Here is a 26,608-nt window from a genome sequence, read left to right as displayed (position 1 = left end):
ACCTAACCAAAACCAAATGAATTTTATCAATCTATTCCACGTATGTATTGATTGCAAATCTCTTTCTCTAAAAGGCTTGCAACCAATATTCAATTGTTAGAAAACTTGTTCTTCACACTTTACAGATTTCAATACCCAAACTTTCGTTTTGATGAGTAGTTAGGGTATCTATTATCAATTTTATTAAATTTAAAATATTAAAAAAATGAAATTCAATAGTAATTTAATACTGTTTGTTGTGTTGTTGGCATGTATTTCAACCTACGCACAAAAAAAAATAACAGGAACTGTTATAGACAAACAAACAAATCAGCCAATGGCAGGAGTTAATATAGTTTCCTCCAATTCAAAAGCAGGAACTATATCAGGATTTGACGGGAAATTTCAATTAGAATTACCCGATAATGTTACCTCAATAGAGCTTTCTTATATTGGTTACCAAAACCAAAAAGTAGCAATAGATGGAAGCACTAATTACAATGTTTACATGAGCTCAGGCCAAGACTTAAATGAAGTTGTAGTTATTGGTTACGGGACTCTTTCCAAAAAAGACATGAGCGCAAGTATTTCTTCAATTAAAACTAAGGATTTACCTCCAGGTACTTCTTCTAGCTTCGAAAATTCTTTGCAAGGTCAAACTGCGGGTGTCAATATAAGTTCATCATCGGCAACCCCCGGTAGTGCTGTAAGTGTAAATATCCGTGGAGTATCTTCTATATCTGCAAGTAGTCAGCCCTTGTATATTATAGATGGGGTTCCATTGGTATCAAGAAATAATTCTGCATTAAATACTAATATTCAGCCAACAAACCCTTTGGCGGATTTAAATCCTAGTGATATCGAATCATTCTCTGTTCTAAAAGATGCTGCAGCTGCTGCCATTTATGGTTCTAGAGGGGCTAATGGAGTAATATTGATTACTACTAAAAGAGGTAAAACTGGAGCGAGTTCGGTTAATGTAAATTATTATACAGCTATTTCTGAAATCACAAAATATCCAAAATTAGTTGACAGTAATAAATTTAAAAGTTTCTTTAATACTGCTGCCGAATTTGATGGTTTAGGGGCAGATTATTTTGATTGGATTGATACTTCCAAAGGTGTTAATACCAATATTTATGATGAAATTTTTAGAATTGGTATCGCTCAAAATTTAGATCTAAGTTTGAAAGGCGGTAATGAAAAAACTAGTTTCTATGTAAGTGGAAATTATTTTAATCAAGATGGTATTCAGATTGGTCAAGGTTTTAAAAGATTAAGTGGTCGTGTAAATTTAGACCACACTATTGATGATCAATTTAAAGTGGGTAGTACTTTTTTTATTACCCGAAGCAATCACCAAAGAACGATAGGTGAAAACGACGAATATGGTGTAGTTATTAATGCTCAAGGATGGGATCCTACAGAACCAATATATGATGAGAATGGTAATTACACGAATCCATTCAAATATAATACTTGGTGGCCACTAGAAAATCCTGTTCAGATTGCGAATGAATATAAAAACACTTCTCAATCAACACGTGTTCAGGGGTCTACTTTTTTGGAATGGAAAATTATTCCAGATTTAAAATTTAAAACCGCTTTGTCTTTAGAATATTCAAATTTAGTTGAGTCTTCTTTTGTGCCTTCTGGAACTAATAAATCTAAAACAGGAGAGGGTATTTACGCCACTTATGAAGAAACAAACTGGCTTGTAGAAAACACTTTAAACTACGCCAAAAATTTTCAAGAAAAACACGATTTTGGAGCTATTTTAGGTTGGACATTACAAGGGAATGAGTCTTTATTTTCCGATCAAGCGGGTGTGGGTTATGCAACCAATTCTACAGCTAGTATTTCTGCAGCTAGTACTATTACTTCTAGTACTTCGGGTAAAAATCAATATGGATTACAATCTTTCTTTGGAAGAGCAAACTATGTTTATAATGATAAATACATTGCTTCATTTACAGTAAGAGCTGATGGTTCATCTCGTTTTGGAGAGAATAATCGTTATGGTTATTTCCCTTCTGGGTCCTTGGCATGGAGAGTAAATAAAGAAGAATTTTTTAATATAAAAACTATCTCTGATTTTAAAATCCGTGCTAGTTATGGACTTACAGGAAATCAGGAAATTAGTTCTAATTGGAGAGGTACTTATTCATTAAATGCTAATTATAATGGTGTTCCAGGTATTGCACCAAGTCGTTTGGGCAACCCGGATTTGGGTTGGGAAACAACGACCCAACTGGATCTAGGTTTGGATTTGGGGTTGTTTAAAAACAGAGTTAATTTAACATTTGATTATTTTGACAAACTAACAGACGACTTGTTGTTGCAATCTAAAGTTTCTGGTTTGACTGGTTTTAATTCCGTTTTCCAAAACGTTGGCGCGATTGAAAATAAAGGATTTGAATTTGCAATTAACGCAGCTGTTATTGATGGAGAACAATTCAAATGGAATACAGGAGTAAATCTTACTTTATTAGAAAATAAGATTACAAAATTAAATAACAATGGAGAAGAAATTGGAAGAAATCATATCTTAAAAGAAGGTGAAGCTGTTAGTACGTTATACTTAATTAAGTTTTTAGGTGTAGATCCGCAAACAGGAGACGCTAAGTTTGATGATGTAAACAAAGACGGAATTATTGATTTTTCAGACAGACAAATTGTTGGTGGAGCTATACCTACTTATTATGGAGGTTGGACAAATAATTTAAGTTACAAGCGTTTTACATTAACAGCGAACTTTTTATTCTCAGGAGGAAATAAAATATTCAATCAAAGTAGACATGTATATGAAAATTATGGTTTTACTAAAAGTGGTATTCCATACTCTAATATTAGCGAAAGAGTCTATGATAACTATTGGAGGACTCCAGGTCAAATTACCGATATACCAAGGCCGTCTACAGAAGGTGGACAAATGCAACGTTTTAGTACTCAGTATTTAGAAGATGGCGATTATATTCGATTAAAAACTTTAAATCTAGCGTACAAATTGCCAACAGATGTTATTAATAAAATAGGTTTAAACAATCTTTCTTTATATGTACAGGCTCAAAACTTATTTACATTAACTGATTATTTAGGTTTTGATCCGGAAGTCTCTACAAACACCTCTTCTCAAGAAGATTTGAATGTTTTGCAAGGTGAAGATTTTGGAACTTTGGGTCAGGCAAGAACGTTTACAATTGGATTAAGTACAACATTTTAAAAAAATAAAATCATGAAAAAAATAAATATATATGCATGTTTATGTATGTTACTTGCCTTTACTTTTTTGAGTTGTGAAGATATATTAGATACTAAACTCGATGATGAAGTTCCAGTAGAAACAGCTATAACAGATGGTATTTCTTTAAAATCTGCAGCGGTTGGACTTTACGATATAATGCAAAGCGGAACGTATTACGGAGGTGAATTTGTACTAGCTCAGGATTTGTCGGGTGGTATTGCTGATGCTACTGGTTTCCAAGAGCGTTATGCACAGTTAGATAAAGCCATAGTGCCTCCGTCTAACACCTATATTCAAAGTAGTTGGGTTAATGTTTATAATTTGGTAAATGCCAGTAATTTGATTTTGTCCAAAATGGATGAATTGAAACTGGATGATGATACTTCAAAAGGAACGGCACTTTTTTGTCGGGCATTGGGACATTTTGATGCTCTGAGACAATTTGGACAATTTACAGATATGAACTCAAAATATGGTATCCCAATTTCTACGCAATATTTAGATTCAAAATCGGCATTAACAATTTCGAGATCAACTGTTGCTGCTTCTTATCAACAAATTATTGCTGATTTGAATGGAGCAATTGGATTATTGAAGTATGATAGCAATCGATTTTCTATTACTAAAGCAGCTGCAGAGGCATTACTTGCACGAGTATATTTGTATAAAGGTGATAATGATAATGCTATTGTTTATGCTGGTAAAGTTATTGATAATACTACTTATAAATTGAATACCAAATACAATGACATTTATGATGTTGAAGGTTCTAATGAAGCCATATTTGAATTACAGTTTTTAGGTACAGACGGAAGTGGTTTTACTGGAATTTTATCGGTTTCACCTCCTGAGGTTTCGGCTAATTATGATGATTTTTTCGAACCGATGGATTATGATAATGACCCAAGAAGTTACCGATATTATGATGATGGTAAAGTGGTTTATGTAGATAAATACGGTACTAATAACAACCAAATTGATGGTAATAGTATCATTATCAAGTTGTCTGAGATGTATCTAATTAGAGCAGAGGCGTTGGCAAAGAAAAATCCAAATGACTTAACATTAGCTTTGGCTGACTTGAATATAGTTAGGAAAAGAGCTTTGCCATCAAAACTTTATACCATGGCTGATGCACCCAATTTAAGTAGTTTTATTACTATTTTATTAGATGAAAGTGCTAGAGAATTAGGCTTTGAAGGACATAGATGGTTTAGTGTTGTCCGTTTAGGACGCGCCACGTCGTTATTGAATATTCCTGCGTTTAGAACGGTTTATCCAATACCTCAAAATGAAATTACTATTGCTAAAGGTGTTTTAGAACAAAACCCAGGCTATTAAAAATCCCAAAAGAAGTTACTAATTCGGAATTTATTTAATTAAATGGATTCCGATTAGTTCCTTCTTTCTTTCAAAAAAAAAAAATGACAAAACATACACCATTCGCATTATGTATTCATGGAGGTGCAGGCGTAATAACTCCCGAAAATCTTTCGGAAGCCGATAAAAAATTAATAAATGCTGATTTAATGCTTGCCTTGAATGCAGGTGAAGAAATTTTAGTAATAGGGGGAAGCGCTATAGATGCAGTTGCAGCAGCCGTAGTAGCATTAGAAAATAGTATTCATTTTAATGCTGGAAAAGGAGCTGTTTATACTAGAACTGGAAAACATTTACTTGAAGCATCCATAATGGACGGTGCCACTTTTAAGGCAGGAGCAGTTGCTAATAGCAGGAGAATTAAAAATCCTGTTTTATTTGCAAAAAGTCTATTAGCAGACGAAAATATAGTATTACTTTCGGGTAAAGGTGCAGATAAATTAGCGGAAGAAACCAATCACGAAATGGTTGAAAATACTTATTTTGATACTAATTTTAGAAAAGAACAACTTATTGAAGCTCAAAAAATTTCAGAAACAGGGACTTATTTAGATCACACGAATCTAAAAATGGGAACTGTTGGAGCCGTTGCTATTGATAAGCAAGGTAACATTGCTGCAGCAACTTCAACAGGTGGAATGACAAATAAATTAGATGGACGTATTGGTGATACAGCTATTATCGGTGCGGGCACCTATGCCAACAATAAAACATGTGGTGTATCCTGTACTGGTGTTGGTGAATATTTTATTAGGGCAACTGTTGCTTCGATGGTCTCTAACTTAATGGAGTATGGAGACAAAACACTAGAGCAGGCAGCAGAAATAACAATTAAGGAACATTTAACTCAATTGGGAGGAGAAGGGGGATTAATTGCAATTGATAACGAAGGAAATGTGAGCTTTTCTTTTAATTCTCAAGGAATGTATCGTGGATATGTTAGTGAGAAAACGAATGAGAAGAAAATCTATATTTGGGATAACGAAGAAATATAACCTTTATCAATCTAAAATGATCATAGCCGTGATTTGGTTATAAACATCAATAGCGGCTATGTATTTCCATAATCCAAAAAAAAAAGTATAGATATGAAAATTATTCCAATTTTTATTTTAGCGTTTTCGCTTTTTCAAATTTCTTGCCAGTCTAAGAGCGAATCTGTTAAAAAACAACCGATTTCTGAATTAGAGAAGCAATCTAAAAATAAAGCTCTCGGGAAATTATTTATTATTGGAGGGGGAAAAAAGTCAGATGCTTTGATTTCGGAATTGATCACTTTAAGCAAGCTCGAACAAGAAAATTTCATGATAATCCTTCCAATGGCTAGTGAGGAACCTGATTCGGCGGTTTATTATACGGCAAAGCAGTTTATTTCCTTAGGTGTTCGTCCAGAGAAGATAAAATCTTTTAATCTTAATCCAAAGAATCAAACAAAGGGGCAAATCGATTCTCTTAAAATCGCAAGTTTAATTTATATTACTGGTGGTGATCAGAACTTGTTTATGAAATCTGTTTTGAATACTTCAGCTTATGATGCTATTTCTACCGCTTATCAAAATGGAACAACCATTGCAGGAACAAGTGCTGGCGCAGCTGTGATGAGCCAAAAAATGATATCGGGAAATGAACTGAAACATCCAAAATATACTGGAGATTTTCGTACCATTGAAGCTCAAAACTTTGAGATAAAAACAGGATTGGGTTTACTCCCAAACGCTATTGTTGATCAACATTTTATTCGTCGGATGAGGATGAATCGTTTATTAGCTGTAGCGCTAGAAAATCCAGATCAAATAGCAATTGGAATTGATGAATCTACTGCTATTAAAGTAGATGGCGACTCTGCAACGGTTTGTGGCGATTCGCAGGTAATTTTAATTAAGAACAGTGAAAAGAAAAGTATTCACACAAAAAGCGGATTATTAGGTGGGAAAAATATCAAGTTAGAAATCCTTCTTCCGGGAGAAAAATTTAAAATATAAAAGATGAAAATATTAGAAAAATTCCCAGACACAATCACTATAATTTTAGCAATAACTGTTCTATTTATTGGCTTAACATGGATAATCCCAGCAGGAGAATTTGACAGGACTATTGTTAACAATACCGAAAAAATTATTGCAGGCTCTTATAAGCATGTAGAAGCGGTTCCTCAGGGTATCGAAGCATTTTTAGTTGCTCCCATCAAAGGATTTATTTCGGCAGCACAAATTATTGCTTTTGTTTTTTTGGTTGGAGGTGCTTTTGCCATTATAAACACTACTGGAGCTATAAATGCTGGATTATTTAATGTAATTCAATACAGTCAAAAAAGGCCCAAATACAAAATTTTAGTTCTTCCTTTTTTAATAATATTATTTTCATTTGCAGGAGCTACTTTTGGTATGAGTGAAGAAATTTTAATTTTCATTTTGATTACTGTTCCTATGGCAAAAGCAATGGGATATGATGCAATAGTTGGAGCAGCCATACCAATAGTAGGAACTGGTGTTGGTTTTGGTGGCGCATTTAGTAACCCATTTACCATTGGTATTGCACAAGGTATTGCACAAATTCCAATTTTTAGCGGAATGGAATACCGAATTTTTGTATGGTTTGTTTTGACCAGTATTGCTTGTGTAGTAATAACTCAGTATGCATCGAAAATCGAAAAAAATCCCGAGAAAAGCTTATTGTTTGGGATTAACAGTGAGAATGAAAAAAGTACTATTGATACATCAGATTTTAATTTAAATAGTTCAAGAAAGTTCGTTTTGGTGGCTCTTTTGACTTCTATTGTTATCCTTATTTATGGAGTAAGCAATTACGCTTGGTATATTAATGAAATTGCGGGTTTATTTTTAGCATTGGCTATTTTTGTTTCCATTATTTATAGAATGCCTATATCTAAGGCTGTAGATGCTTTTGTGGATGGAGCCAAGGATATGATGACAGCCGCTTTGGTTATTGGTTTGGCAAAGGGACTTTTAATTATTTCACAAGACGGGAAAATAATAGATACAATTCTAAATTCAATTGTCACCATTACCCAAAATACGGCGCCAGTAATTTCGGCTGTATGTATCTTCTTTTTTCAATCCTTTTTGAACTTTTTTATTCCGTCAGGTTCTGGACAAGCGTCTTTAACTATGCCTATCATTATCCCAATTTGCGATGTATCAGGTATCAGCAGACAGATGGCAGTATTAACTTTTCAGCTAGGGGATGGTCTTACCAATCTCATAATTCCAACAAGTGGCGTTACGATGGGAGCTCTTACACTCGCCAAAATACCATATAGTAAATGGTTTAAATGGATGTTGCCAAGAATGCTAGTGTTTTTAATAGCGTCGATGTTGTTGTTACTTCCTCCCTTATATTTATTTAAATGGTAAAAACAAAAAAGATGAAAACAATTATATGTATTAGTTTGCTGGCATTATGTTCATGCGCTTCAGACAACGATTCAAAAGTGCCTGAGTCAACCTTGCCTGAAACAGTTGCGCCTAGAGTTAAAGACTACACGTCTTATTTTACTGGAAATAAAACCGACAGTAAAAACAAAGGACTTGGAGGAATTTGTCTGATGGGAGGTGCTTCAGAGAATGATGAAGCGATGAAATGGTTCCTAAAAAGAGCAAATGGAGGTGATGTTTTAGTTCTTAGAACTTCGGGTACAGATGGCTATAATTCTTATTTGTATTCTTCATTAGGAGTAAAAGTAAATTCTGTTGAAACTATTCTTTTTAAAAATGGTGCGGCCAGTTCAGATACTGATATTCTTGATAAAATAAAAAATGCTGAGGCTATTTGGTTTGCTGGTGGTGACCAATGGGACTACATTTCCTATTGGAGAAATAGTCCGGTTTCAAAAGTTATAAACGATGCAATTACACAAAATAGCATTGTTATTGGAGGCACAAGTGCAGGAATGGCAATTCAAGGAGGCTTTTATTTTTCTGCTCAAAAGGGAACAATAACGTCTTCAGAAGCATTACTGAATCCTTATGATTCAAAACTAACGGTTTCGAATGAAACTTTTCTTGATAATTCTATTTTAAAAAATGTGATAACAGATACTCATTATGATAATCCTAATAGAAAAGGCCGACATATAGCATTTATAGCGCGTATTATAACGGACTATGGTATCTCAGCCAAAGGGATTGCCTGTGATGAATATACATCTGTTTGTATTGATGAAAAAGGAATTGCAAGAATATTTGGAAGCTATCCCGCAAAAGAGGATGTAGCCTATTTTATAAAACCAAACGCTGATATTCCAAATAATAAACCTGAATTGTGTAGTCCAAACAAAGCTTTAGAATGGAATCTCGATAAAAAAGCTATTACTGTGTATGAAGTTAAAGGAACTAATGACGGAAAAAACACTTTTAATCTAAACAATTGGACAGAAGGGAATGGAGGAATTTGGAAAAGCTGGTATATAGAAAATGGCACATTAACAGAGCTAATTGCTCTTTAATAGGTATGAAGAACTTCTCTATAAATTTTCTGATTTGTGGACGCTAAAGGTTGTTTTTTTATTTTTTAAGTGTTAACCTTTAAGATATCGTAACAATTCTAAAAGAAATAACAGTTTATTGTTGGAGATATTTTTAATTGGTTTTTTTCACAGATTAGAAAGATAATTGAACAGAGGAAGTAGAATGCCTTTTTTTATTAATAATCAAATATTTAACAAATTTACAATGGAAATAATTTTAGAACAATGGGGTATTCTTTGGCAGGATATTATTCAGCATCCAGGAGCCTCATTAGCAATAATTGGAAATTTAATTATCATTGAAAGCTTGCTTTCTGTAGATAATGCAGCAATATTAGCAACAATGGTTATGGATTTACCAAGTGAACAACGGGATAAAGCTTTAAAATACGGAATATTTGGAGCCTACTTTTTTAGAGGTATAGCAATGCTTTTTGCAGCATTTTTAATTAAAATATGGTGGCTAAAACCTATCGGTGGAATTTATTTACTTTATCTGGCTTATGATTATTGGAAAAGGAAACATGCTGAAGATTTTGATAACGATACATTAGATAAAAGCAGTAATTGGCTCTATAGAGTAACAGTTGGTTCTTTGGGAACGTTTTGGGCTACTGTAGTTTTAATCGAATTAATGGACATGGCCTTTTCTATAGATAATGTATTTGCAGCAGTTGCATTTACCCCAAACATAATTTTAGTCTGCATAGGTGTATTTATCGGGATTTTAGCCATGCGATTCATTGCGCAATGGTTTGTTACACTTATGGGAAAATATAGCTTTCTTGAAACGGCAGCATTTGTTGTAATTGCAATATTAGGACTAAAATTAACTTTTTCCTTATGGGAACATTATTATCCAAAAAGTGCAATAAGTGCATTTTTAGGAAGCCATACTGCTGATATTGGCATCTCTGTTTTAACAGTTGCTATTTTCTTTGTGCCGATTTTAACTTCACTACTTTTTTGTTTTCCTCAAAAGAAATTAAATTCTTAGAAATTGTCCGAATATAAAGATGTATAGAGAAATCAGATTTTAAATTTTTTTACTTAATGTAATATAGTATCATTTTCCTGAAAGTTTAGGCTAATTGGTTTTTATGACATTTAATCGTTTAGATTTATATTTTGAATTAGTGTTATTTATCTAAATAAAAAATGCCTGCACCATATAGATGCAGGCAATTTTATAACTAACCAAAACCAAAGTAATAAATAACCAGTTTATTACATTGCAAAGATCAGCATAATGTTTATTTCTTGTTGTTAAGGAATTGTTATTACTTATTCAGAAAAAGTTAAGTTTTGCAATTCAATTTTAACATATTAAAATTCTGATTTTTTAAAAAACTAATCAATTGATTATCAATATTTTTTAGTTTGGTGTGAAATTGACATTTTAATTTTTTGAAAGGCATAAAATTACCATTGAGATTGCTATTAAATTGTCATTGTAATGAGATCTTACTTCTTGTCTTGCAAAGCAAAAACCTTTTTCAATACATCGGAAGTTCTGGCATTCAAATTGGTTCTGATATTTTTTTCTTCAACAGTAATCATTTTAAATACACCATCCAAAGCTTTTTTGGTTATATAATCCGTAAGGTCTGGATTTACTTTGGTAACAAAGGGTATAGTGTTGTATTGCTTGATTATGTTTGCCCAAATCACATCGGCTCCAACCTTACCAATTGATTCTTGAACCACTGGGCTGAACTTAGAATAGAGTGGTGTTTCTGTTGTTGATTGTAAATAAACCGTTGCAGCATTTTCTTTTCCCAGCAAAATGCCTTTGGCATCGGTTATGGTGATGTTTTTGATAGCCGAAACAAATATAGGTGTTGCTTCTTTTACGGCATCTTCGGCTGCTCTATTCATGGCCAATATTCCTTCATCAGCCAATTTTGACATTCCCATTTTTCTCAGTGTTCTGTCCAGTTTGGCTAATTCTTCGGGCATTAGAATTTTAACTGCTTCATTTTTATAAAAACCATCTGTAGCAGTAAGTTTTGATACTTGAACGGTAACTCCTTTGTTGAGGGCTTCTTTTAGTCCAGCAGCAATATCTAAGCTATTATTTGATTTCGTTACAGCATTGATTTTTTCGGATGCTTTTGTCAGTATGTCTTTGAATTGAGCATTACTGATTGCAGGTAAGATGAAGAGTAGGAGTAGGGCTTTTTTCATTTTGTTTTAATTTTTTTCAAAAGTAGACAAACAATATTTACTAATTGAAAGCAATTTCCCAATGAAATGCTAAAAATGATAGACTTCGTTTATAATAACCGCTTGAGTTTATTTATTATATTTGTAATGCATTGAAATATAGTTATTTGAGTGTTTACGATTAATGAAATTACAATTTTAAAAAATGAAAATATTGGAATTGGAATTACTGTCGGATGATGTTCTAAAAACGGAAGCTTTTTATAATGAAGTATTAGGATTGGAGACGATATACAGAGATGATTCCAGTGTTTCATTTAATGCAGGTGCCACAAAATTGACTTTTCATGCTTCCCAAAATGTAAAACCAGTTTATCATTTTGCTTTTGATGTGCCCAATAATAAGCTGTTCGAAGCTTTTTCTTGGATAGAAAGCAAAACCGAAATCATGTATGTAATTCCGCCCGATAAAATTGCCGATTTCTACAACTGGAATGGGAAGGCCTTTTATTTTTATGACAATAACGGAAATATTCTGGAGTTCATTGCGAGAAACGATTTGGATAACGTTTCACAAAATCCATTTGATGGCAATTCAATTATGTCAGTAAGTGAGATTGGATTGGTATCCAAAAATGTTGCGGCACAATGCGATGAACTATTTGATAAGTACGGACTGACATCCTATTCAAAGCAACCTAAATTGCCCAAATTTATTGTTTTGGGAACCGTAACGGGACTTTTTGTTCTTGTGGAAGAAAATAGGGATTGGTATCCAACGGATAAAAAATCAAAATCATTTTGGACAAAGGTGGTTTTTAATCATAAAGGAGAAACTAGAGTATTGGAAGTTTAGAATAAATTAAATAAAAATAAATGTAGCATTAAATCAAACAAAAAAATGGAAAATCAAGACAATCAGCCATCACCGGCTAGTATTATGCAAATTGGCTCTGGATTTTGGGCATCAAAAGTGTTGTTGGCCGCAGTAAAGTTTAAATTGTTTACGAAGCTTGCTGAAAAGCAATCAATGTCGGCACAGCAAATAAAGACGATGTTGAATCTGAAGTGTAATGATATTCATTTGTTTGATTTTTTGGATGCCTTAACGGGTTTTGGTTTTCTTAATCGAAAAGGGATTTTGGAATCGGCGGTCTATTCCAATAGCCTCAATGCCGATGCTTTTTTAGTTATCGACAAACCGGCTTATATAGGCGGAATGCTCGATATGCTGAATAATCGTTTGTATCAATTTTGGGGAAATTTGGAGGAAGGTTTGCTTACCGGTTTGCCACAAAATGAAATTAAGGCTGGTGATGATAATTTGTTTGATGAACTCTATAAATCACCCGAAAGATTATTGGAATTTATTAATGCGATGGGAAGCATCCAAATTGGTAATTTTAATGCCTTTGCTCAACAGTTTGATTTTTCAAAATACAAAACTTTGACTGATGTTGGTGGATGTGGTGCAGCATTGTCTTCAACGGTAGCCAAGCACCAACCGCATATGAAATGCACCAGTTTTGATCTTCCAGTTGTTGAGCCAATTGCAAAAGAAAAAATAGCAAAAACACCTTTTTCGGATAGAGTTACAACTGCAAGTGGCGACTTTTTTGCTGACCCATTTCCAAAAGCGGATGTTGTGGTGATGGGTAATATACTTCACGATTGGGATGAGCCTAAAAAATTAGCGCTTCTTCGAAAAGCTTACGATGCCCTTCCAGAAGGAGGAGCATTTGTTGCCATAGAAAACGTTATTGACGATGACAGAACCAAAAATGTTTTCGGAATGATGATGAGCCTGAATATGCTGATTGAAACCGGAACTGGTTTTGATTACACTTTTTCCAGTTTCAATAAATGGACAAAAAGTGTGGGTTTCAAATCGACTTCGATTGTTCCGCTGACAGGACCTGCAAGTGCGGCAATTGCTTATAAGTAATTCATTTAATTAGAATAAAAATTAATGTAAACTAAAGCGGTTGTGTTTCCAAGGTAAGCATAGCCGTTTTGTTGTTATAAATCATTCTGAGTAAAATCATTTAGAGAATCTTAATTTTATAAATTAAATCCTATATTTGGTGAGTTGGTTGTAAGTAATAAAAATAGAACATATTTATAATGAATTTCACAAAAGAACTCTTGTTTTTTTTTAGTGCTTTAGGTGCGTTCAATGGCTTAGTTTTAAGTTGCTATTTTTTCTTTTTTACAAAGAAAAAGCACCTTTCCAATTATTTTTTAGGCATATTGTTGCTTGCATTAAGTATCAGAATCGGGAAGTCGGTTTTTTTGTTTTTTAAACCTGATTTACCAAGGATTTATTTGCAAATTGGGCTTTCTGCTTGTTTTTTTATTGGCCCGGCATTATTTTATTTTGTAAAATCATCTATTGAACAAACTATTGTTATTCCCAACAAATGGAAATGGAATTTTGTTATTTTAGTAGCTATGATTTTGCCTATTGGAATTGTATTTCCCTATGAAACGTATCCAAAATATTGGAATCTATATTTCGTGAAAATAATTTACATACAATGGTTTGTCTGTATTTTGGCAACTGGATTTTTACTCAGAACAATTATTTATAAATTATTTTCAAAACGTAGAACAACAGAGAGCAATATTAGTGGGTTCGAAAAATGGTTACTAAGTATTTATATCGGTAATATCCTCATTTTTACTTCCTATGTTTTAAGTTTAATGCCAATCAATTATCCAATTTACATTAGTGGTTCAATTGCTTATACCTTTATCCTTTACATCTTCATATTAAAACTCTTATACAGGAAAAAAACAGATGATTTATTTTCAGCGAGTTCAAATAAATACGGCAATAAAAAAGTAGATAATGACACAGCTGCCGACTTGATTGAAAGACTTGATCAATTAATGTTGGAAAAAAAACTATACCAAAATGCTAATCTTACCTTAGGTGAATTATCAAAAGAAATTAATATTTCGATGCACCAGTTATCACAAGTCTTGAATGATAATATGGGGAAAAATTTTACTGCTTTTATCAACGAATATCGTATCAACGAAGCCTGTACTATTATGGTTTCGGAGAATAAACTAACATTGGAAGGTATTGGGTATGAAGTGGGTTTCAATTCCAAATCTACTTTCTTTTCTACTTTTAAGAAATTAAAAGGTACTACACCGGCAATGTTTCTTCAAAATGCCTCTAAATAGTTCAGATATATAAATCCGTACTACTAATTCCTGATTTTCATCCTTTGAATTGACTGATGTTCTGCAATTTCGCAGCATTAAATCATAACATCACAAATTCAAAAAAATGAAAAGAAAAAATCTATTGATAATACCATTAGTATTGATTTCATTGCTTGGAAATGCTCAAGCAATTAATACGATATCAGGAATTACAAATTCTAATAAGCAAGTAGTAAAGGATACTATCAAGATTAGCCAAAAATCCACAGTTGACTTGGATGAAGTGAAAGTTGTGTCTAAAGTTCCTTTGTTTACAAGTAAATCAAATGGTACGGTAGAGGTGAATGTAGCAAATACCATTCTGGCTACAAGTACCTCTGTAATTGAAATTCTTTCTAAATCGCCTAATGTTATTGTTGCAGAGAATGGAGTATCTGTTTTTGGTAAAGGGGAAGCTATAATTTATTTGAACGGTGTACAAATAACGAATGAACGCTTAGCCTCTATATCTGCTTCTCAAATAAAGAAAATAGAAATTATATCTAATCCCTCTTCAAAATATGATGCCGAAGGCAAAGCAGTCATTAATGTAATTACGGTGGCAAATTTTGAGGAGGGATACAAAGGGGCCGTCAATCAATATTATACTGTATCTGATTTTTCCGCTCCAAGTGCGACCACTAATGCTAATATAAACTATAAAAAAAAGAAAATATCATTAATTGGAAGTTATGGTTTGCTGCTTGGAGAAACTAGAGAAATTTTAAATACAACAAGAACAAGGCCGCCAGAAATAGATAATTTTAAATCAAAATTAAAGACTGATTGGGAAAGGGAATATAAAAATTTCTCTAACTATACATTAGGAGGGCAATACGATTTTAACGAAAAGAAAAATATCTCAGTTGAATATAGTGGATATTCTAATAGTCTCGGAGGGACTACTAAAAGTGAAAATAGTATAACTTCTAATACTATGGATGGTTTTTTTAAAAGTAAAATTGATAATGACGTTATAACCAATAATAATTCAATTTCGGCAAATTACAACACAAAAATAGATAGCCTGGGCACTTCTTTATTTATAGGAACTCAATACTCTCTTTTTGATTCAGAAACAGATGATTACATTGATGAAAAGAATAGTGTGAACGGGGAACAGTCATTTAGAAATTTGAATAATAAAATAGGTCATAAAATTAAAGTTTTTAGTACTCAAACGGATTATACAAAAGCGTTTAGTAGTAAAAGCAGGCTTGATTTTGGGGCGAAATACAGTGCCGTTGAAAATAAATCGAATTCTGATTTTTATGTTGCCGAAAACGGGAATCCATTTATTCTGGATGAACAGCTATCCAATGATTTTGAATATCAAGAGATGATTTCGGCGGCTTATATGAATTATGCTGGAGAAATTAATGAAAAAACTAATTATGGTATCGGAATAAGAAGTGAATTTACTAAATATGATTTGAATACCATTATTCAAAAAAGGGAAGATTATTTAGATTTTTTTCCGAGTGCCTATATCAATATGAAATTGTCTGAAAAAGCACAAATAAGAGCTTCATATTCATCAAGAATAACCAGGCCTAGATATCAAGCTTTGAATCCCACTATTATTTATCAAGATGCATTTACAACCATCGAAGGGAATCCTGAATTAAAGCCTGAAAGAACGCAATCATTTGAAATATCAACATCAATTAGTAAATATAATTTTAAAGTAGGGTATAATTATACCACAGACCCAATTTCTGGTGCAGCATTAGAAGGAGATAATGAAAATTCATATGTGTTAAAAACTATAAATCTGAGTACCCTGAAGTCCTATTTTGCATCGCTTTCCGTTCCCTACGGTAATGATTGGTGGACGTCTATGAATACCGTTAATGTGAGCTATGATGAATTTGTATCCAATGATATAATTTTTAGTATAAAAGAGAGTAAACCGCTTTATTATTTTTATTCCAGCAATCAATTCGATATTAAAAAAGTATTTAAAGTTCAGTTGTTAGGATGGTATTTGGGAGAGAAGTATGATGGTCTTTTTTATCGAAAAAGTCGTTCACTACTTACTTTAGGAGTCGAAAAGAATTTTTTCAATCAATCCTTAAAAGTTAAGATCATGGCAAACGATATCTTTCATAAAGATAAACCAGAGGGGAATTATGAAGTTGGTCAAACATTTGTTGAATATGGAAGAACACTCAACACAGACTATTATAGACTTATACTAACTTACAATTTCGGAAAATTGAAAAAAGTGAACTATGGAAACACTTCATCGGGTGAATCGGAGAGCGGAAGAGCTCAGTAAGTGATGGGGATCTGCGGTCTACGTAAAAAAAATAGCGCGTAGATTATTAGATTAATAAAAAATACTAAAACGGTTGTGCTTTCCTAAGAAAACACAACCGTTTTGTTGTTATAGACCATCGTTTTTCGTTGGGCATGCAAAGTAACAGCTCTGGCGAGCACCATACGTTCCAGATCACGCCCTTTCATAATGAAATCCTCAATCGAATGGCTGTGGGAAACTCTCGAAATATCCTGCTCAATAATTGGCCCTTCATCCAGTTCCTCGGTAACGTAATGACTCGTGGCACCAATAATTTTTACCCCGCGCTTGAAAGCTGAATGATATGGCTTGGCTCCCGGAAATGCTGGTAAAAAGGAATGGTGAATATTGATAATTTTGTTTTTGTAAAGTGCGATTAAATTTGGAGTAATAATTTGCATATAACGTGCCAAAACAATAAAATCAATGTCAAACTTTTTCAATAGTTCAATTTGTGCTTTTTCGCCTTCTTCCTTATTTTCTTTGGTAAACGGAATATGAAAAAACGGAATATTAAAACGCTCGGCAACCGGTTTTAAATCTTCGTGATTGCTAATAATTAAAGGAATTTCCAATGGCAATTCACCAGCCGAAAAACGTCCCAAAATATCATATAAGCAGTGATCGTATTTTGAAATAAACAATGCCATTTTTGGTTTTTCATCCTGTGGATACATTGCCCAAGTCATATTGAATGGCGTGGCAAGATTCGTCTGAAAATGATTTTTTATAGCTTCAAGATTCCAAGTGTCTCTGCTAAATTCACATTCCAGTCGCATGAAAAACACATTCTCATCGGCATCAACATGCTGATCTAGGTAAATAATATTTCCATCAATCGAAGCAATATAATTCGTCACCGAGGCAATAATCGCCTTTTTGTCTTCGCAATGGATAAGTATGGTAATTTTTTGCATTTCTTTAAAATTTTCTAAAAATAATTAGGAGCTAATCCCGCTATACACTGCAAGTCCTCATTGATAAAACTGTTTTTCTAAGCACCAAAAAGAGCTTCTGTCAGTCGCTTTTTTGGAGCAAGAAAAACTAGTTGCATCCATTCCGGGCTTTTCGTTTCCATCGGGGCTAGACCTCTAAAATACCAATTTTTTCCGAAAACTAAGCTCGTTTTCTTAATAAAAAACAATGTTATCATATTTTGTGTTTTATGTTATTTTTAATGATTTTTATTTTAAAATTTATGTAAATTGCACCCTTAAATTATCATATTCACAAAATGGAATTACTTAAACCGTATGTACCCGTAAATAAAGTCCGAATTGTAACTGCTGCATCACTTTTTGATGGTCACGATGCCGCAATTAATATAATGAGAAGAATTATTCAGTCCACAGGAGTTGAGGTAATTCATTTGGGACATGATAGAAGTGTAGAGGAAGTGGTGAATACCGCTATCCAAGAAGATGCAAATGCTATTGCTATGACTTCCTATCAAGGTGGACACAACGAATACTTTAAATATATGTATGATTTGCTTCAGGAAAAAGGAGCGGGCCATATCAAGATTTTCGGTGGAGGTGGAGGTGTAATCCTGCCTTCGGAAATAGCCGAATTGCAAGCTTACGGCATCACCAGAATTTATGCTCCAGACGATGGACGTGCAATGGGATTGCAAGGAATGATCAATGATCTAGTTCAACGTTCTGATTTTCCTATCGGAGATAAATTAACGAACGAACTGGATTTGATAGAAAATAAAACGCCAACGGCTATTGCTCGTTTAATTTCGGCTGCCGAGAATTTCCCAGAAATAGCCAAACCATTTTTTGATAAAATCCATACTAAGAATGAATCTTCAAAGATTCCTGTTCTTGGAATAACAGGAACGGGTGGTGCAGGAAAATCATCATTGGTCGACGAATTAGTACGCCGTTTCTTAATTGATTTTCCAGAAAAAACCATCGGATTGATTTCTGTAGATCCATCCAAAAGAAAAACAGGTGGAGCGTTATTGGGAGATAGAATTCGTATGAACGCCATTAACAACTCTAGAGTTTATATGCGTTCATTAGCAACACGTCAATCCAATTTGGCATTATCAAAATACGTAGCCGAAGCCATTGAGGTTTTAAAAGCCGCAAAATATGATATTATAATCCTTGAAACTTCAGGAATTGGTCAATCCGATACGGAGATCATGGACCATTCGGATGTTTCTTTATATGTAATGACACCAGAATTTGGAGCTGCAACTCAATTGGAAAAAATCGACATGCTTGATTTTGCCGATTTGGTAGCCTTAAATAAATTTGACAAACGCGGTGCTTTGGATGCTATTCGCGATGTGAAAAAGCAATACCAACGCAACCATAATCTGTGGGATGTCAATCCAGACGAAATGCCAGTTTATGGAACTATTGCTTCCCAGTTCAATGATCCAGGAATGAATACGCTGTATAAATCCATTATGGATAAAATCGTAGAAAAAACGGATTCTGATTTGAAATCAACTTTTCAAATCACTCGTGAAATGAGCGAGAAGATTTTTGTGATTCCGCCTCATAGAACACGTTACTTATCTGAAATTGCAGAAAACAACAGAAAATACGATGCTACAGCTTTGAGCCAAGAACAAGTGGCTCAAAAGTTATATGGAGTATTCAAAACTATAGAAAGTGTTTCTGGAAAAATTCCAGTAATAACTAAAGCAGGAATTGATGAAGATTCGGTATTGCCAAGTGCTTTAGAGTTAGAAAAACCAGGTGGTGCAGATAATAAAATCTTTTTGAATCTTTTGCTGAATCAATTCGATAAAGTAAAAATGGATTTAGATCCTCACAATTGGAAATTGATTTTGCATTGGGATGAAAAAGTAAACAAATATAAAGACCCAGTTTATACGTTTAAAGTTCGTCACAAAGAAATAAAAATGGCTACGCATACGGAGTCACTTTCGCACACGCAAATTCCAAAAGTGGCGATGCCAAAGTATCAAGCTTGGGGAGATATTTTGCGTTGGTGTTTGCAGGAGAATGTTCCTGGAGAATTTCCTTTTACCTCTGGATTGTATCCGTTTAAACGTGAAGGAGAAGATCCATCAAGAATGTTTGCTGGTGAAGGTGGACCGGAAAGAACAAATAAGCGTTTTCATTATGTGAGTGCAGGATTGCCTGCAAAAAGGCTTTCTACAGCTTTTGACAGTGTGACTTTATACGGAAACGATCCTCATATTCGCCCTGATATCTACGGAAAAATTGGAAATGCTGGAGTTTCTATTTGCTGTTTAGATGATGCCAAAAAGTTATATTCTGGTTTCGATTTAGTGCATGCCATGACTTCGGTAAGTATGACGATTAATGGGCCAGCACCTATGTTGCTTGGATTCTTTATGAATGCTGCTATCGATCAGCAATGTGAGTATTATATAAAAGAAAATAATCTTGAAGTAGAAGTTGCTGATAAAATCAACGAAATCTACAAGCAAAAAGGAGTAGAGCGCCCGCATTATCAAGGCGATTTACCTGAAGGAAATAATGGTTTAGGATTATTCCTTTTAGGAGTAACTGGTGATCAGGTATTGCCTTTGGAAGTATATAATGAAATTAAAGAAAAAACACTTTCGCAAGTTCGTGGGACAGTTCAAGCCGATATCCTAAAAGAAGATCAAGCACAAAACACCTGTATTTTCTCGACTGAATTTGCCCTGCGTTTGATGGGGGATGTTCAGGAATATTTTATAGCCAAAAACGTTAGAAATTTTTATTCGGTTTCTATATCAGGATATCATATTGCCGAGGCTGGAGCAAATCCGATCACGCAATTAGCATTCACACTTTCAAACGGTTTTACTTATGTGGAATATTATTTGAGTCGTGGAATGGATATCAATGATTTTGGACCAAATTTATCGTTCTTTTTTTCGAATGGTGTCGATCCAGAATATGCAGTAATTGGTCGAGTGGCTCGTAAAATTTGGGCGAAAGCCATGAAAAATAAATATGGCGCGAATGAAAGAGCCCAAATGTTGAAATACCATATTCAAACTTCTGGACGTTCATTGCACGCACAGGAAATTGATTTTAATGATATTCGTACGACTTTACAAGCTTTGTATGCGATTTATGATAATTGTAATTCATTGCATACCAATGCTTATGACGAAGCAATTACAACACCAACTGAAGAATCGGTTCGTAGAGCAATGGCAATTCAGTTGATTATCAATAAAGAATTAGGTCTTGCTAGAAATGAAAACCCTATCCAAGGTTCTTTCATTATTGAAGAACTAACAGATTTAGTTGAAGCTGCAGTTCTACAGGAATTCGACAGAATTACGGAACGTGGAGGAGTTCTCGGTGCAATGGAAACGATGTACCAACGTTCAAAAATTCAAGAGGAAAGTTTGTATTACGAAACTTTGAAACATACTGGCGAATTCCCGATTGTGGGCGTAAATACATTCTTAAGTTCCAAAGGTTCTCCAACGGTAATTCCAGCCGAAGTTATTCGCGCCACCGAAGAAGAAAAACAATATCAAATTACAATGCTGGATAATTTGCATCAGTGTCATGAAGTTCTGGTAAAAGAACATTTGAATGCATTGCAGGAAGCTGCTATCAAAGGTGAAAACCTATTCGGACATTTGATGGAAGCGACAAAAGTTTGTTCTTTGGGACAAATCACTGAAGCTTTGTTTGAAGTGGGAGGTCAGTATAGAAGAAATATGTAGAATATTCTTAATTATTTAAAACACATTTGGTTGACTTAAGCGTTGGCTAAATGTGTTTTTTTTGTTTGCGATCAGATTTTTATCAATGGTTTTTTTAGTATTTTTCTGATTTAGACTATTTTCTATAACTTAGCTAAATCTTTTTTTTGAAAAGTAATTTGTGAAATATGGAAAATCAAATTGAAATATATAAATCGTTAGATAATAAAATAGAGTTAAGTGTAAATCTTGACCATGAGACTGTTTGGCTTAATCGTCAACAGTTGGCAATGCTTTTTGATAGGGATGTTAAAACTATAGGGAAGCATATTAATAATGTATTCGATGAGCAAGAATTGGATTCGAGTTCAACTGTCGCAAATTTTGCGACAGTTCAAATTGAGGGAGAAAGAGAAATAAAAAGAAAAATTGAGCATTATAACCTCGATGTTATCATTTCAGTTGGTTATCGTGTAAAATCAAAACAAGGAATTCAATTTAGACAATGGGCAACCCAGCGTTTAAAAGATTATTTGGTGAAAGGTTACGCTATAAATGAAAAACGATTAAAGGAAGCCGAAAATAAATTTCAGGAATTAAAGCAAGTGGTTTCTTTATTGGAATCGATAACGAAAACTAAAGTCGTTACGGGAGATGAAGCTCAAGGATTATTGAAGGTATTAGGTGATTATGCTTTTGCATTGGATATTTTAGATCAATATGATCATCAAACCTTAAAAATTAACGAAACGGATAATAAAGAAGTTTTTAGGATTTCTTATGCTGAAGCCAAAAAAGCGATTGAGCGATTGAAAATTAAATTTGGAGGCTCTCAATTGTTTGGAAATGAAAAAGACGATTCTTTCAAAGGTTCTTTGGGAACTATTTATCAGACTTTTGATGGTATTGAATTATATTCATCTGTTGAAGAAAAAGCAGCGCACCTTTTGTATTTTGTAACCAAAAACCATTCGTTTTCGGATGGGAACAAGCGTATTGCAGCTTTCTTATTTGTTTGGTTTTTAGATCGTAACGAATTGTTGTATTATCAAGGTAGTAAAGTAATTGATGATAATGCCTTAGTAGCACTAACTTTGATGATAGCAGAATCAAAATCTGATGATAAAAACATGATGGTTAAGGTTGTTATTAATTTGATAAACAATAGAAAATAGAATAAATATTCTATAAAATATATCCTCTTATGAAAAAAACTTTTTTAAACCTTTTTATACTTCTCATTAGCATTTGTAACTACTCCCAAGAAAAACAATTATTGCCAAAAGGAGTAATTGTTGATTCGGTTAAAATTGCAAATACTGACAATGAATCTTATGCTGTTTATTTGCCAAAGCAATATAAGAGAGAAGTGCCTTCAGCGATTGTTTTTATTTTTGATCCAGAAGGAAGGGGAAAAATTGGAATTGAACCTTTTGTTTTGGCTGCGGAAACCTATAAATATATTTTGGTATGTTCCAATAATTCAAAAAATGGACCAACCGATGTAAATTTAGAAATTGCAAATCGTCTGTTTGAAAGTGTATCAACGGAATATAATTTAAATCCTTCAGAACTTTATATTTCAGGCTTTTCAGGAGGAGCTAGATTAGCGAGTAGTATAGCGGTTAATTCTGTTGCTTTTCAGGGAGTAATTGCTTGTGGAGCTTCTTTTTATGCAGTGGATAAGTTTGCTTTGCAAGATGCTAGTTTTTCATATGTGGGTATGGTAGGTGATACCGATATGAATTATCAAGAAATGATTAGAAATGAAGAATGGTTGAATAAAATGATGGTAAAAAACACTTTGTTTGTTAGCCATCAAGGTCATACTTGGCCATCACAAAAAGAAATGCTTCGAGCTTTTGATTGGTTACAAATACAGGCTTTTAAAAATAGCATTCGAAAATCCAATGAAACCACGATAAAGAAAATTTACGAGGATAATTTGAATATAGCCGATAGTTTAAAAGGAAATAGCGAAATGATTTTAGCTATTGCAGAATATGAAAGATGCAATGTAATTAATGACAGCAAGGATGAAAAAATAAAAACCATTATTGAGTCCATAAAAAAATCAAAAGAATATAAAAATCAAATTGCAAAAAGAGATGAAATTTCAGTTTTAGAAAATGAAATTACTAATTCAATTTTTGATCAATTTGATAAAGAATTGAAAGTAGCCAAAAGTGATAATGATTTTAAATTTTGGAAAACAGAATTGAAAAAGCTTGAAGACAGAAAAACAAAGAGCAAAGATATTGCAATTAAAAATATGGTCGATAGGTTACAATTTATGACCAAAGCATTGGTTTATGAAACAGCACAAGAAAACAAAAGAAGCTTTCAAAATGATAAATTGCTTTATTGTATTGAATTGGAAAAAGTGATTCAATTGTATGGCAAAAAGTAATGATTTTGAATATAATATAAAAAAAAACAGCCCCAAAGAAGAGCTGCTTTTAGAAAATTCGAAGTATTTTTTTTAAATGGGCTAACCCAATTAATTTGTTGAGGCTACATTTTGGTTTTTCATTTTCAATTCTCCTTTGTAAACCTCGGCTAATGATTTTCTGGATAATGTTGAAACTTCATAAGTAATCACAATTTCGTGTGTTACTTTTTTCAAATTAGTTTCGACTTCCAAAAAGTAAACACCATCAGGAAATTCATCAAGACTGTAAGTTCTTGTAATGCCACCTTTTCCAGTAACAACTTCAGAATAGATTACAGTGTGGTCTTTATCATAGATAGTCACATTCGCTTTTTGAATTTCATTTACAGAAAAACTAATTTCTTTTCCAGTTCCTTTTTTTACATTTAGTAAAAAATCACCATCGATTGCATAGCTACTCATTGTAGTCATTGCCACTAAAACTACCAGACTTAATTTTAAAATCGTTTTCATAATACTGTTGTTTTAAATTAGTAATTAAATTTCTATTGCTAAAGTAGAATGATAATCTAATCCAATGCACAACTGTGTTTTCTTATTTGTATGTTATTTTAACCAAACGAAAACGTTGTATGTTAATTTTTGATAATATAGGATTGTTTTATGGTAAATTTGAATAGTTTTAAAAATTCATCAAATGAAAAAAATGAATCCAACACTCGAAATTATTACCCCTTCTTTTGGGAGTTCTTTCGCTTTTTCCAAGTATGTTGAGAACGCCAATTGTAAATCGGATCTTTGGCATTACCATCCCGAAATTGAATTGGTTTTTGTCAATGGAGGTTCGGGGAAAAGGCAAATTGGTAGTCATATATCGTATTATTCAGATGGAGATCTAGTTCTTATAGGTAGCAATTTGCCTCATTGTGGATTTACAAACGAGCAAACAGGTAATAAGAATGAAACGGTAATCCAGATGCGTCCGGATTTTTTGGGCAACGATTTTCTTGAAATTCCAGAATTAAAGAATATTCAACATCTTTTGCATAAAGCAAAAGGAGGTATTGCTTTTGGCTCCGAAACCAAGAAGCTAGTTGCGGGCCTGATGGAAGATATGGAAAGCCAGTCGAATTTTGATCGATTGTTAAGAATGATCCGTATTTTGAATACTTTGGAAACCAATAATGAATATACTATTTTGAATGCCGATGGATTTTCGTTGGAAATGCAGGTTCAGGATAATGACAGGATTAATGTGGTTTTCAATCATGTAAAAGATCATTTTCAGGAGCCTATTCAACTGGATACTGTTTCGAGTATGGTGAGTATGACAACTCCGTCATTTTGCAGGTACTTTAAAAAAATTACCAATAAAACCTTTACCACTTTTGTAAATGATTATCGTTTGGTTCATGCCTCAAAGCTCTTATCAGAGAATACCAAAAGCATTACCGAAATTTGTTATGAAAGCGGATTTAATAATTTCAGTCATTTTAATAAGTCATTTAAAGCGTTTACCGGAAAAAGTGCTTCGCAATACAGACATGAATTGAAGTCTTTTATGGAGTAATTTCTATGTTTATAGTTTGTTTATTTTTGTACAACAAAAACAAATCAATATTTTTGTAAGTGATTGTAAGATAGTGTTTTGTTTTTTTAAAATTATTTAATCAAATGGAGAGTGTTCCTTTTTTGTTTTTGGAAATTGTATATTTACATTTCATCAAAATATAAGGAATACTATGAAAAAATTACAAATATTTTTTATTGCATTTTTATTCGGCAATACTATTTTATCTTTCGCTTCAACTGTTGATACTTTGCAAGTTCCAAGTATCGCAATGAATAAAACCTACAAAGCAGCTGTAGTTTTGCCTAATTCGTACGCAAAAGGAAAAGCAGTTTATCCTGTGCTATATCTTTTGCATGGTGCTTACGGACATTTTTCGGATTGGTTGTCAAGTACCCCCAATAAAAATACAGTTAAAAATTTAGCCGATCAATACAATATTATAATAGTAATGCCAGAAGGGGAAACGTTTAGTTTTTACCTTAATAGCCCTGTGAATAAAGGCAGTCAGTTTGAAACTTATATAACTGAAGAAGTAATTCAAAAGATTGATAAAACGTATCGAACGGTAAATGATAAAAAAGGTCGTGTAATCGCTGGGCTTTCTATGGGAGGTCATGGGGCTTTGTATCTTTCGGCCAAACATCCAGAATTGTTTTGTGCAGCAGGGAGTATGAGTGGAGCGGTTGATATGGGGACAATGTTAGGACGAGAGCCAAACGATCAGGTTATAAAATTAATGCAACCAGTTTTTGGAGACCAAAGTAATAAACCTGAGTTATACGAACAAAATGCTGTACTTGGAATGGTCGAAAAAATTAAGACCAATAAACTGGCTTTGATAATCGATTGTGGTGTTGATGATTTTCTTATTGAACCCAACAGAGAATTACATAGACGATTAGTGTATGGTAAAGTTTCTCATGAATACACAGAACGTCCAGGCGCACATACTTGGGAATATTGGGAAAATGCATTGCCATATCAGTTATTGTTTTTTAGTAAAATTTTAAAAAATAATGGAACATTAATCAATTAATAATCTAACAAAAACACACACGGAAGGGCTTCCAATTAAGGAAGTCTTTTTTTTGTTTTAAAGTCTTTATTTTTAGTTAGATACAAATAATTGTGCTAGGTGTGAAATGAATTTTTAATGATGAATTTATGAATTTTGACGCATTATTGTTTTTATAAACTAAAAATG

The 26,608-nt window shown here is 33.2% G+C and carries 20 protein-coding genes; 16 read left to right on the top strand and 4 right to left on the bottom strand.

The genetic code is table 11. The features are described 5' to 3' along the window. Positions 1 to 205: 205 nt before the first annotated feature. The 7 genes from B0E44_RS14170 to B0E44_RS14140 all read left to right on the top strand — a co-directional run bounded on the left by B0E44_RS14170 (position 206) and on the right by B0E44_RS14140 (position 10,086). Complete coding sequence (locus tag B0E44_RS14170; protein ID WP_077376520.1) at positions 206 to 3,202, top strand: TonB-dependent receptor; 2,997 nt, start codon at positions 206 to 208, stop codon at positions 3,200 to 3,202. 12 nt (positions 3,203 to 3,214) lie between these two features. Then, positions 3,215 to 4,564, top strand: coding sequence for a RagB/SusD family nutrient uptake outer membrane protein (locus B0E44_RS14165; protein WP_077376517.1), 1,350 nt, complete (start codon positions 3,215 to 3,217; stop codon positions 4,562 to 4,564). 83 nt (positions 4,565 to 4,647) lie between these two features. Beyond that, positions 4,648 to 5,598, top strand: a complete 951-nt coding sequence (locus B0E44_RS14160; RefSeq protein ID WP_077376514.1) for an isoaspartyl peptidase/L-asparaginase family protein — start codon at positions 4,648 to 4,650, stop codon at positions 5,596 to 5,598. A 93-nt stretch (positions 5,599 to 5,691) separates the two neighbouring features. Continuing rightward, positions 5,692 to 6,585: a cyanophycinase gene (locus B0E44_RS14155; protein WP_077376511.1), complete on the top strand. Its 894-nt coding sequence runs from the start codon at positions 5,692 to 5,694 to the stop codon at positions 6,583 to 6,585. 3 nt (positions 6,586 to 6,588) lie between these two features. After that, on the top strand, positions 6,589 to 7,977 hold the full coding sequence (locus tag B0E44_RS14150) for a YfcC family protein (RefSeq protein ID WP_077376508.1): 1,389 nt from the start codon (positions 6,589 to 6,591) through the stop codon (positions 7,975 to 7,977). 11 nt (positions 7,978 to 7,988) lie between these two features. After that, positions 7,989 to 9,068 carry a cyanophycinase gene (locus tag B0E44_RS14145; protein WP_077376526.1) on the top strand — a complete coding sequence of 360 codons (1,080 nt, stop codon included), beginning with the start codon at positions 7,989 to 7,991 and terminating at the stop codon, positions 9,066 to 9,068. 226 nt (positions 9,069 to 9,294) lie between these two features. Next, positions 9,295 to 10,086, top strand: a complete 792-nt coding sequence (locus B0E44_RS14140) for a DUF475 domain-containing protein (protein ID WP_077376523.1) — start codon at positions 9,295 to 9,297, stop codon at positions 10,084 to 10,086. Positions 10,087 to 10,553: 467 nt separating this feature from the next. On the opposite strand, the gene B0E44_RS14135 is transcribed toward B0E44_RS14140, so the two are convergent. Then, positions 10,554 to 11,276: a DUF4197 domain-containing protein gene (locus B0E44_RS14135; RefSeq protein WP_077376505.1), complete on the bottom strand. Its 723-nt coding sequence runs from the start codon at positions 11,274 to 11,276 to the stop codon at positions 10,554 to 10,556. A gap of 184 nt (positions 11,277 to 11,460) precedes the next feature. Between B0E44_RS14135 and B0E44_RS14130 the strand changes: the two genes are divergently transcribed. The 4 genes from B0E44_RS14130 (at position 11,461) to B0E44_RS14115 (ending at position 16,752) form a co-directional block, all read left to right on the top strand. Continuing rightward, positions 11,461 to 12,111 carry a VOC family protein gene (locus tag B0E44_RS14130; RefSeq protein WP_077376502.1) on the top strand — a complete coding sequence of 217 codons (651 nt, stop codon included), beginning with the start codon at positions 11,461 to 11,463 and terminating at the stop codon, positions 12,109 to 12,111. A gap of 45 nt (positions 12,112 to 12,156) precedes the next feature. Continuing rightward, positions 12,157 to 13,200 carry a methyltransferase gene (locus tag B0E44_RS14125; protein WP_077376499.1) on the top strand — a complete coding sequence of 348 codons (1,044 nt, stop codon included), beginning with the start codon at positions 12,157 to 12,159 and terminating at the stop codon, positions 13,198 to 13,200. Between the two features lie 179 nt (positions 13,201 to 13,379). Continuing rightward, on the top strand, positions 13,380 to 14,450 hold the full coding sequence (locus B0E44_RS14120) for an AraC family transcriptional regulator (protein WP_077376496.1): 1,071 nt from the start codon (positions 13,380 to 13,382) through the stop codon (positions 14,448 to 14,450). A 106-nt stretch (positions 14,451 to 14,556) separates the two neighbouring features. Continuing rightward, positions 14,557 to 16,752 (top strand): outer membrane beta-barrel family protein, encoded by a 2,196-nt coding sequence (locus tag B0E44_RS14115; protein ID WP_077376493.1) that lies wholly within the window; start codon positions 14,557 to 14,559, stop codon positions 16,750 to 16,752. Positions 16,753 to 16,835: 83 nt separating this feature from the next. Here the strand turns inward: B0E44_RS14115 and purU are convergent, their stop codons facing one another. Next, entirely contained in the window at positions 16,836 to 17,690 is an 855-nt protein-coding gene (purU, locus tag B0E44_RS14110) for a formyltetrahydrofolate deformylase (protein ID WP_077376490.1), read from the bottom strand. A 77-nt stretch (positions 17,691 to 17,767) separates the two neighbouring features. Further along, positions 17,768 to 17,926, bottom strand: a complete 159-nt coding sequence (locus B0E44_RS18860; RefSeq protein WP_165688809.1) for a hypothetical protein — start codon at positions 17,924 to 17,926, stop codon at positions 17,768 to 17,770. A gap of 81 nt (positions 17,927 to 18,007) precedes the next feature. Between B0E44_RS18860 and B0E44_RS14105 the strand changes: the two genes are divergently transcribed. From B0E44_RS14105 to B0E44_RS14095, 3 genes are all read left to right on the top strand, one after another. Next, on the top strand, positions 18,008 to 21,460 hold the full coding sequence (locus B0E44_RS14105; RefSeq protein ID WP_077376487.1) for a methylmalonyl-CoA mutase family protein: 3,453 nt from the start codon (positions 18,008 to 18,010) through the stop codon (positions 21,458 to 21,460). A gap of 167 nt (positions 21,461 to 21,627) precedes the next feature. Next, positions 21,628 to 22,614, top strand: a complete 987-nt coding sequence (gene rhuM / locus B0E44_RS14100; protein WP_077376484.1) for a RhuM family protein — start codon at positions 21,628 to 21,630, stop codon at positions 22,612 to 22,614. Positions 22,615 to 22,643: 29 nt separating this feature from the next. After that, entirely contained in the window at positions 22,644 to 23,849 is a 1,206-nt protein-coding gene (locus B0E44_RS14095) for a hypothetical protein (RefSeq protein ID WP_124019338.1), read from the top strand. Between the two features lie 90 nt (positions 23,850 to 23,939). Here the strand turns inward: B0E44_RS14095 and B0E44_RS14090 are convergent, their stop codons facing one another. Next, positions 23,940 to 24,344 (bottom strand): T9SS type A sorting domain-containing protein, encoded by a 405-nt coding sequence (locus tag B0E44_RS14090; RefSeq protein WP_077376478.1) that lies wholly within the window; start codon positions 24,342 to 24,344, stop codon positions 23,940 to 23,942. Between the two features lie 184 nt (positions 24,345 to 24,528). Here B0E44_RS14090 and B0E44_RS14085 point away from each other — a divergent pair, with 184 nt between their 5' ends. Then, positions 24,529 to 25,401, top strand: coding sequence for an AraC family transcriptional regulator (locus B0E44_RS14085; protein ID WP_077376475.1), 873 nt, complete (start codon positions 24,529 to 24,531; stop codon positions 25,399 to 25,401). Between the two features lie 172 nt (positions 25,402 to 25,573). Further along, positions 25,574 to 26,440 carry an alpha/beta hydrolase family protein gene (locus B0E44_RS14080; protein WP_077376472.1) on the top strand — a complete coding sequence of 289 codons (867 nt, stop codon included), beginning with the start codon at positions 25,574 to 25,576 and terminating at the stop codon, positions 26,438 to 26,440. The last annotated feature ends 168 nt before the right edge of the window (positions 26,441 to 26,608 follow it).

Origin of the sequence: Flavobacterium sp. A45 (genome assembly GCF_002001005.1) — a bacterium.
Classification (GTDB): Bacteria; Bacteroidota; Bacteroidia; order Flavobacteriales; family Flavobacteriaceae; genus Flavobacterium.
The sequence above is the reverse complement of the archived record's forward strand: the minus strand, read 5'-3'. Positions and strand labels throughout refer to the sequence as shown.

Bases quoted from the DNA above. Each gene is read 5' to 3' on its own strand.
- B0E44_RS14170 (WP_077376520.1), top strand. From the start codon at position 206: ATGAAATTCAATAGTAATTTAATACTGTTTGTTGTGTTGTTGGCATGT.
- B0E44_RS14165 (WP_077376517.1), top strand. From the start codon at position 3,215: ATGAAAAAAATAAATATATATGCATGTTTATGTATGTTACTTGCCTTT.
- B0E44_RS14160 (WP_077376514.1), top strand. From the start codon at position 4,648: ATGACAAAACATACACCATTCGCATTATGTATTCATGGAGGTGCAGGC.
- B0E44_RS14155 (WP_077376511.1), top strand. From the start codon at position 5,692: ATGAAAATTATTCCAATTTTTATTTTAGCGTTTTCGCTTTTTCAAATT.
- B0E44_RS14150 (WP_077376508.1), top strand. From the start codon at position 6,589: ATGAAAATATTAGAAAAATTCCCAGACACAATCACTATAATTTTAGCA.
- B0E44_RS14145 (WP_077376526.1), top strand. From the start codon at position 7,989: ATGAAAACAATTATATGTATTAGTTTGCTGGCATTATGTTCATGCGCT.
- B0E44_RS14140 (WP_077376523.1), top strand. From the start codon at position 9,295: ATGGAAATAATTTTAGAACAATGGGGTATTCTTTGGCAGGATATTATT.
- B0E44_RS14135 (WP_077376505.1), bottom strand. From the start codon at position 11,276: ATGAAAAAAGCCCTACTCCTACTCTTCATCTTACCTGCAATCAGTAAT.
- B0E44_RS14130 (WP_077376502.1), top strand. From the start codon at position 11,461: ATGAAAATATTGGAATTGGAATTACTGTCGGATGATGTTCTAAAAACG.
- B0E44_RS14125 (WP_077376499.1), top strand. From the start codon at position 12,157: ATGGAAAATCAAGACAATCAGCCATCACCGGCTAGTATTATGCAAATT.
- B0E44_RS14120 (WP_077376496.1), top strand. From the start codon at position 13,380: ATGAATTTCACAAAAGAACTCTTGTTTTTTTTTAGTGCTTTAGGTGCG.
- B0E44_RS14115 (WP_077376493.1), top strand. From the start codon at position 14,557: ATGAAAAGAAAAAATCTATTGATAATACCATTAGTATTGATTTCATTG.
- purU (WP_077376490.1), bottom strand. From the start codon at position 17,690: ATGCAAAAAATTACCATACTTATCCATTGCGAAGACAAAAAGGCGATT.
- B0E44_RS18860 (WP_165688809.1), bottom strand. From the start codon at position 17,926: ATGATAACATTGTTTTTTATTAAGAAAACGAGCTTAGTTTTCGGAAAA.
- B0E44_RS14105 (WP_077376487.1), top strand. From the start codon at position 18,008: ATGGAATTACTTAAACCGTATGTACCCGTAAATAAAGTCCGAATTGTA.
- rhuM (WP_077376484.1), top strand. From the start codon at position 21,628: ATGGAAAATCAAATTGAAATATATAAATCGTTAGATAATAAAATAGAG.
- B0E44_RS14095 (WP_124019338.1), top strand. From the start codon at position 22,644: ATGAAAAAAACTTTTTTAAACCTTTTTATACTTCTCATTAGCATTTGT.
- B0E44_RS14090 (WP_077376478.1), bottom strand. From the start codon at position 24,344: ATGAAAACGATTTTAAAATTAAGTCTGGTAGTTTTAGTGGCAATGACT.
- B0E44_RS14085 (WP_077376475.1), top strand. From the start codon at position 24,529: ATGAAAAAAATGAATCCAACACTCGAAATTATTACCCCTTCTTTTGGG.
- B0E44_RS14080 (WP_077376472.1), top strand. From the start codon at position 25,574: ATGAAAAAATTACAAATATTTTTTATTGCATTTTTATTCGGCAATACT.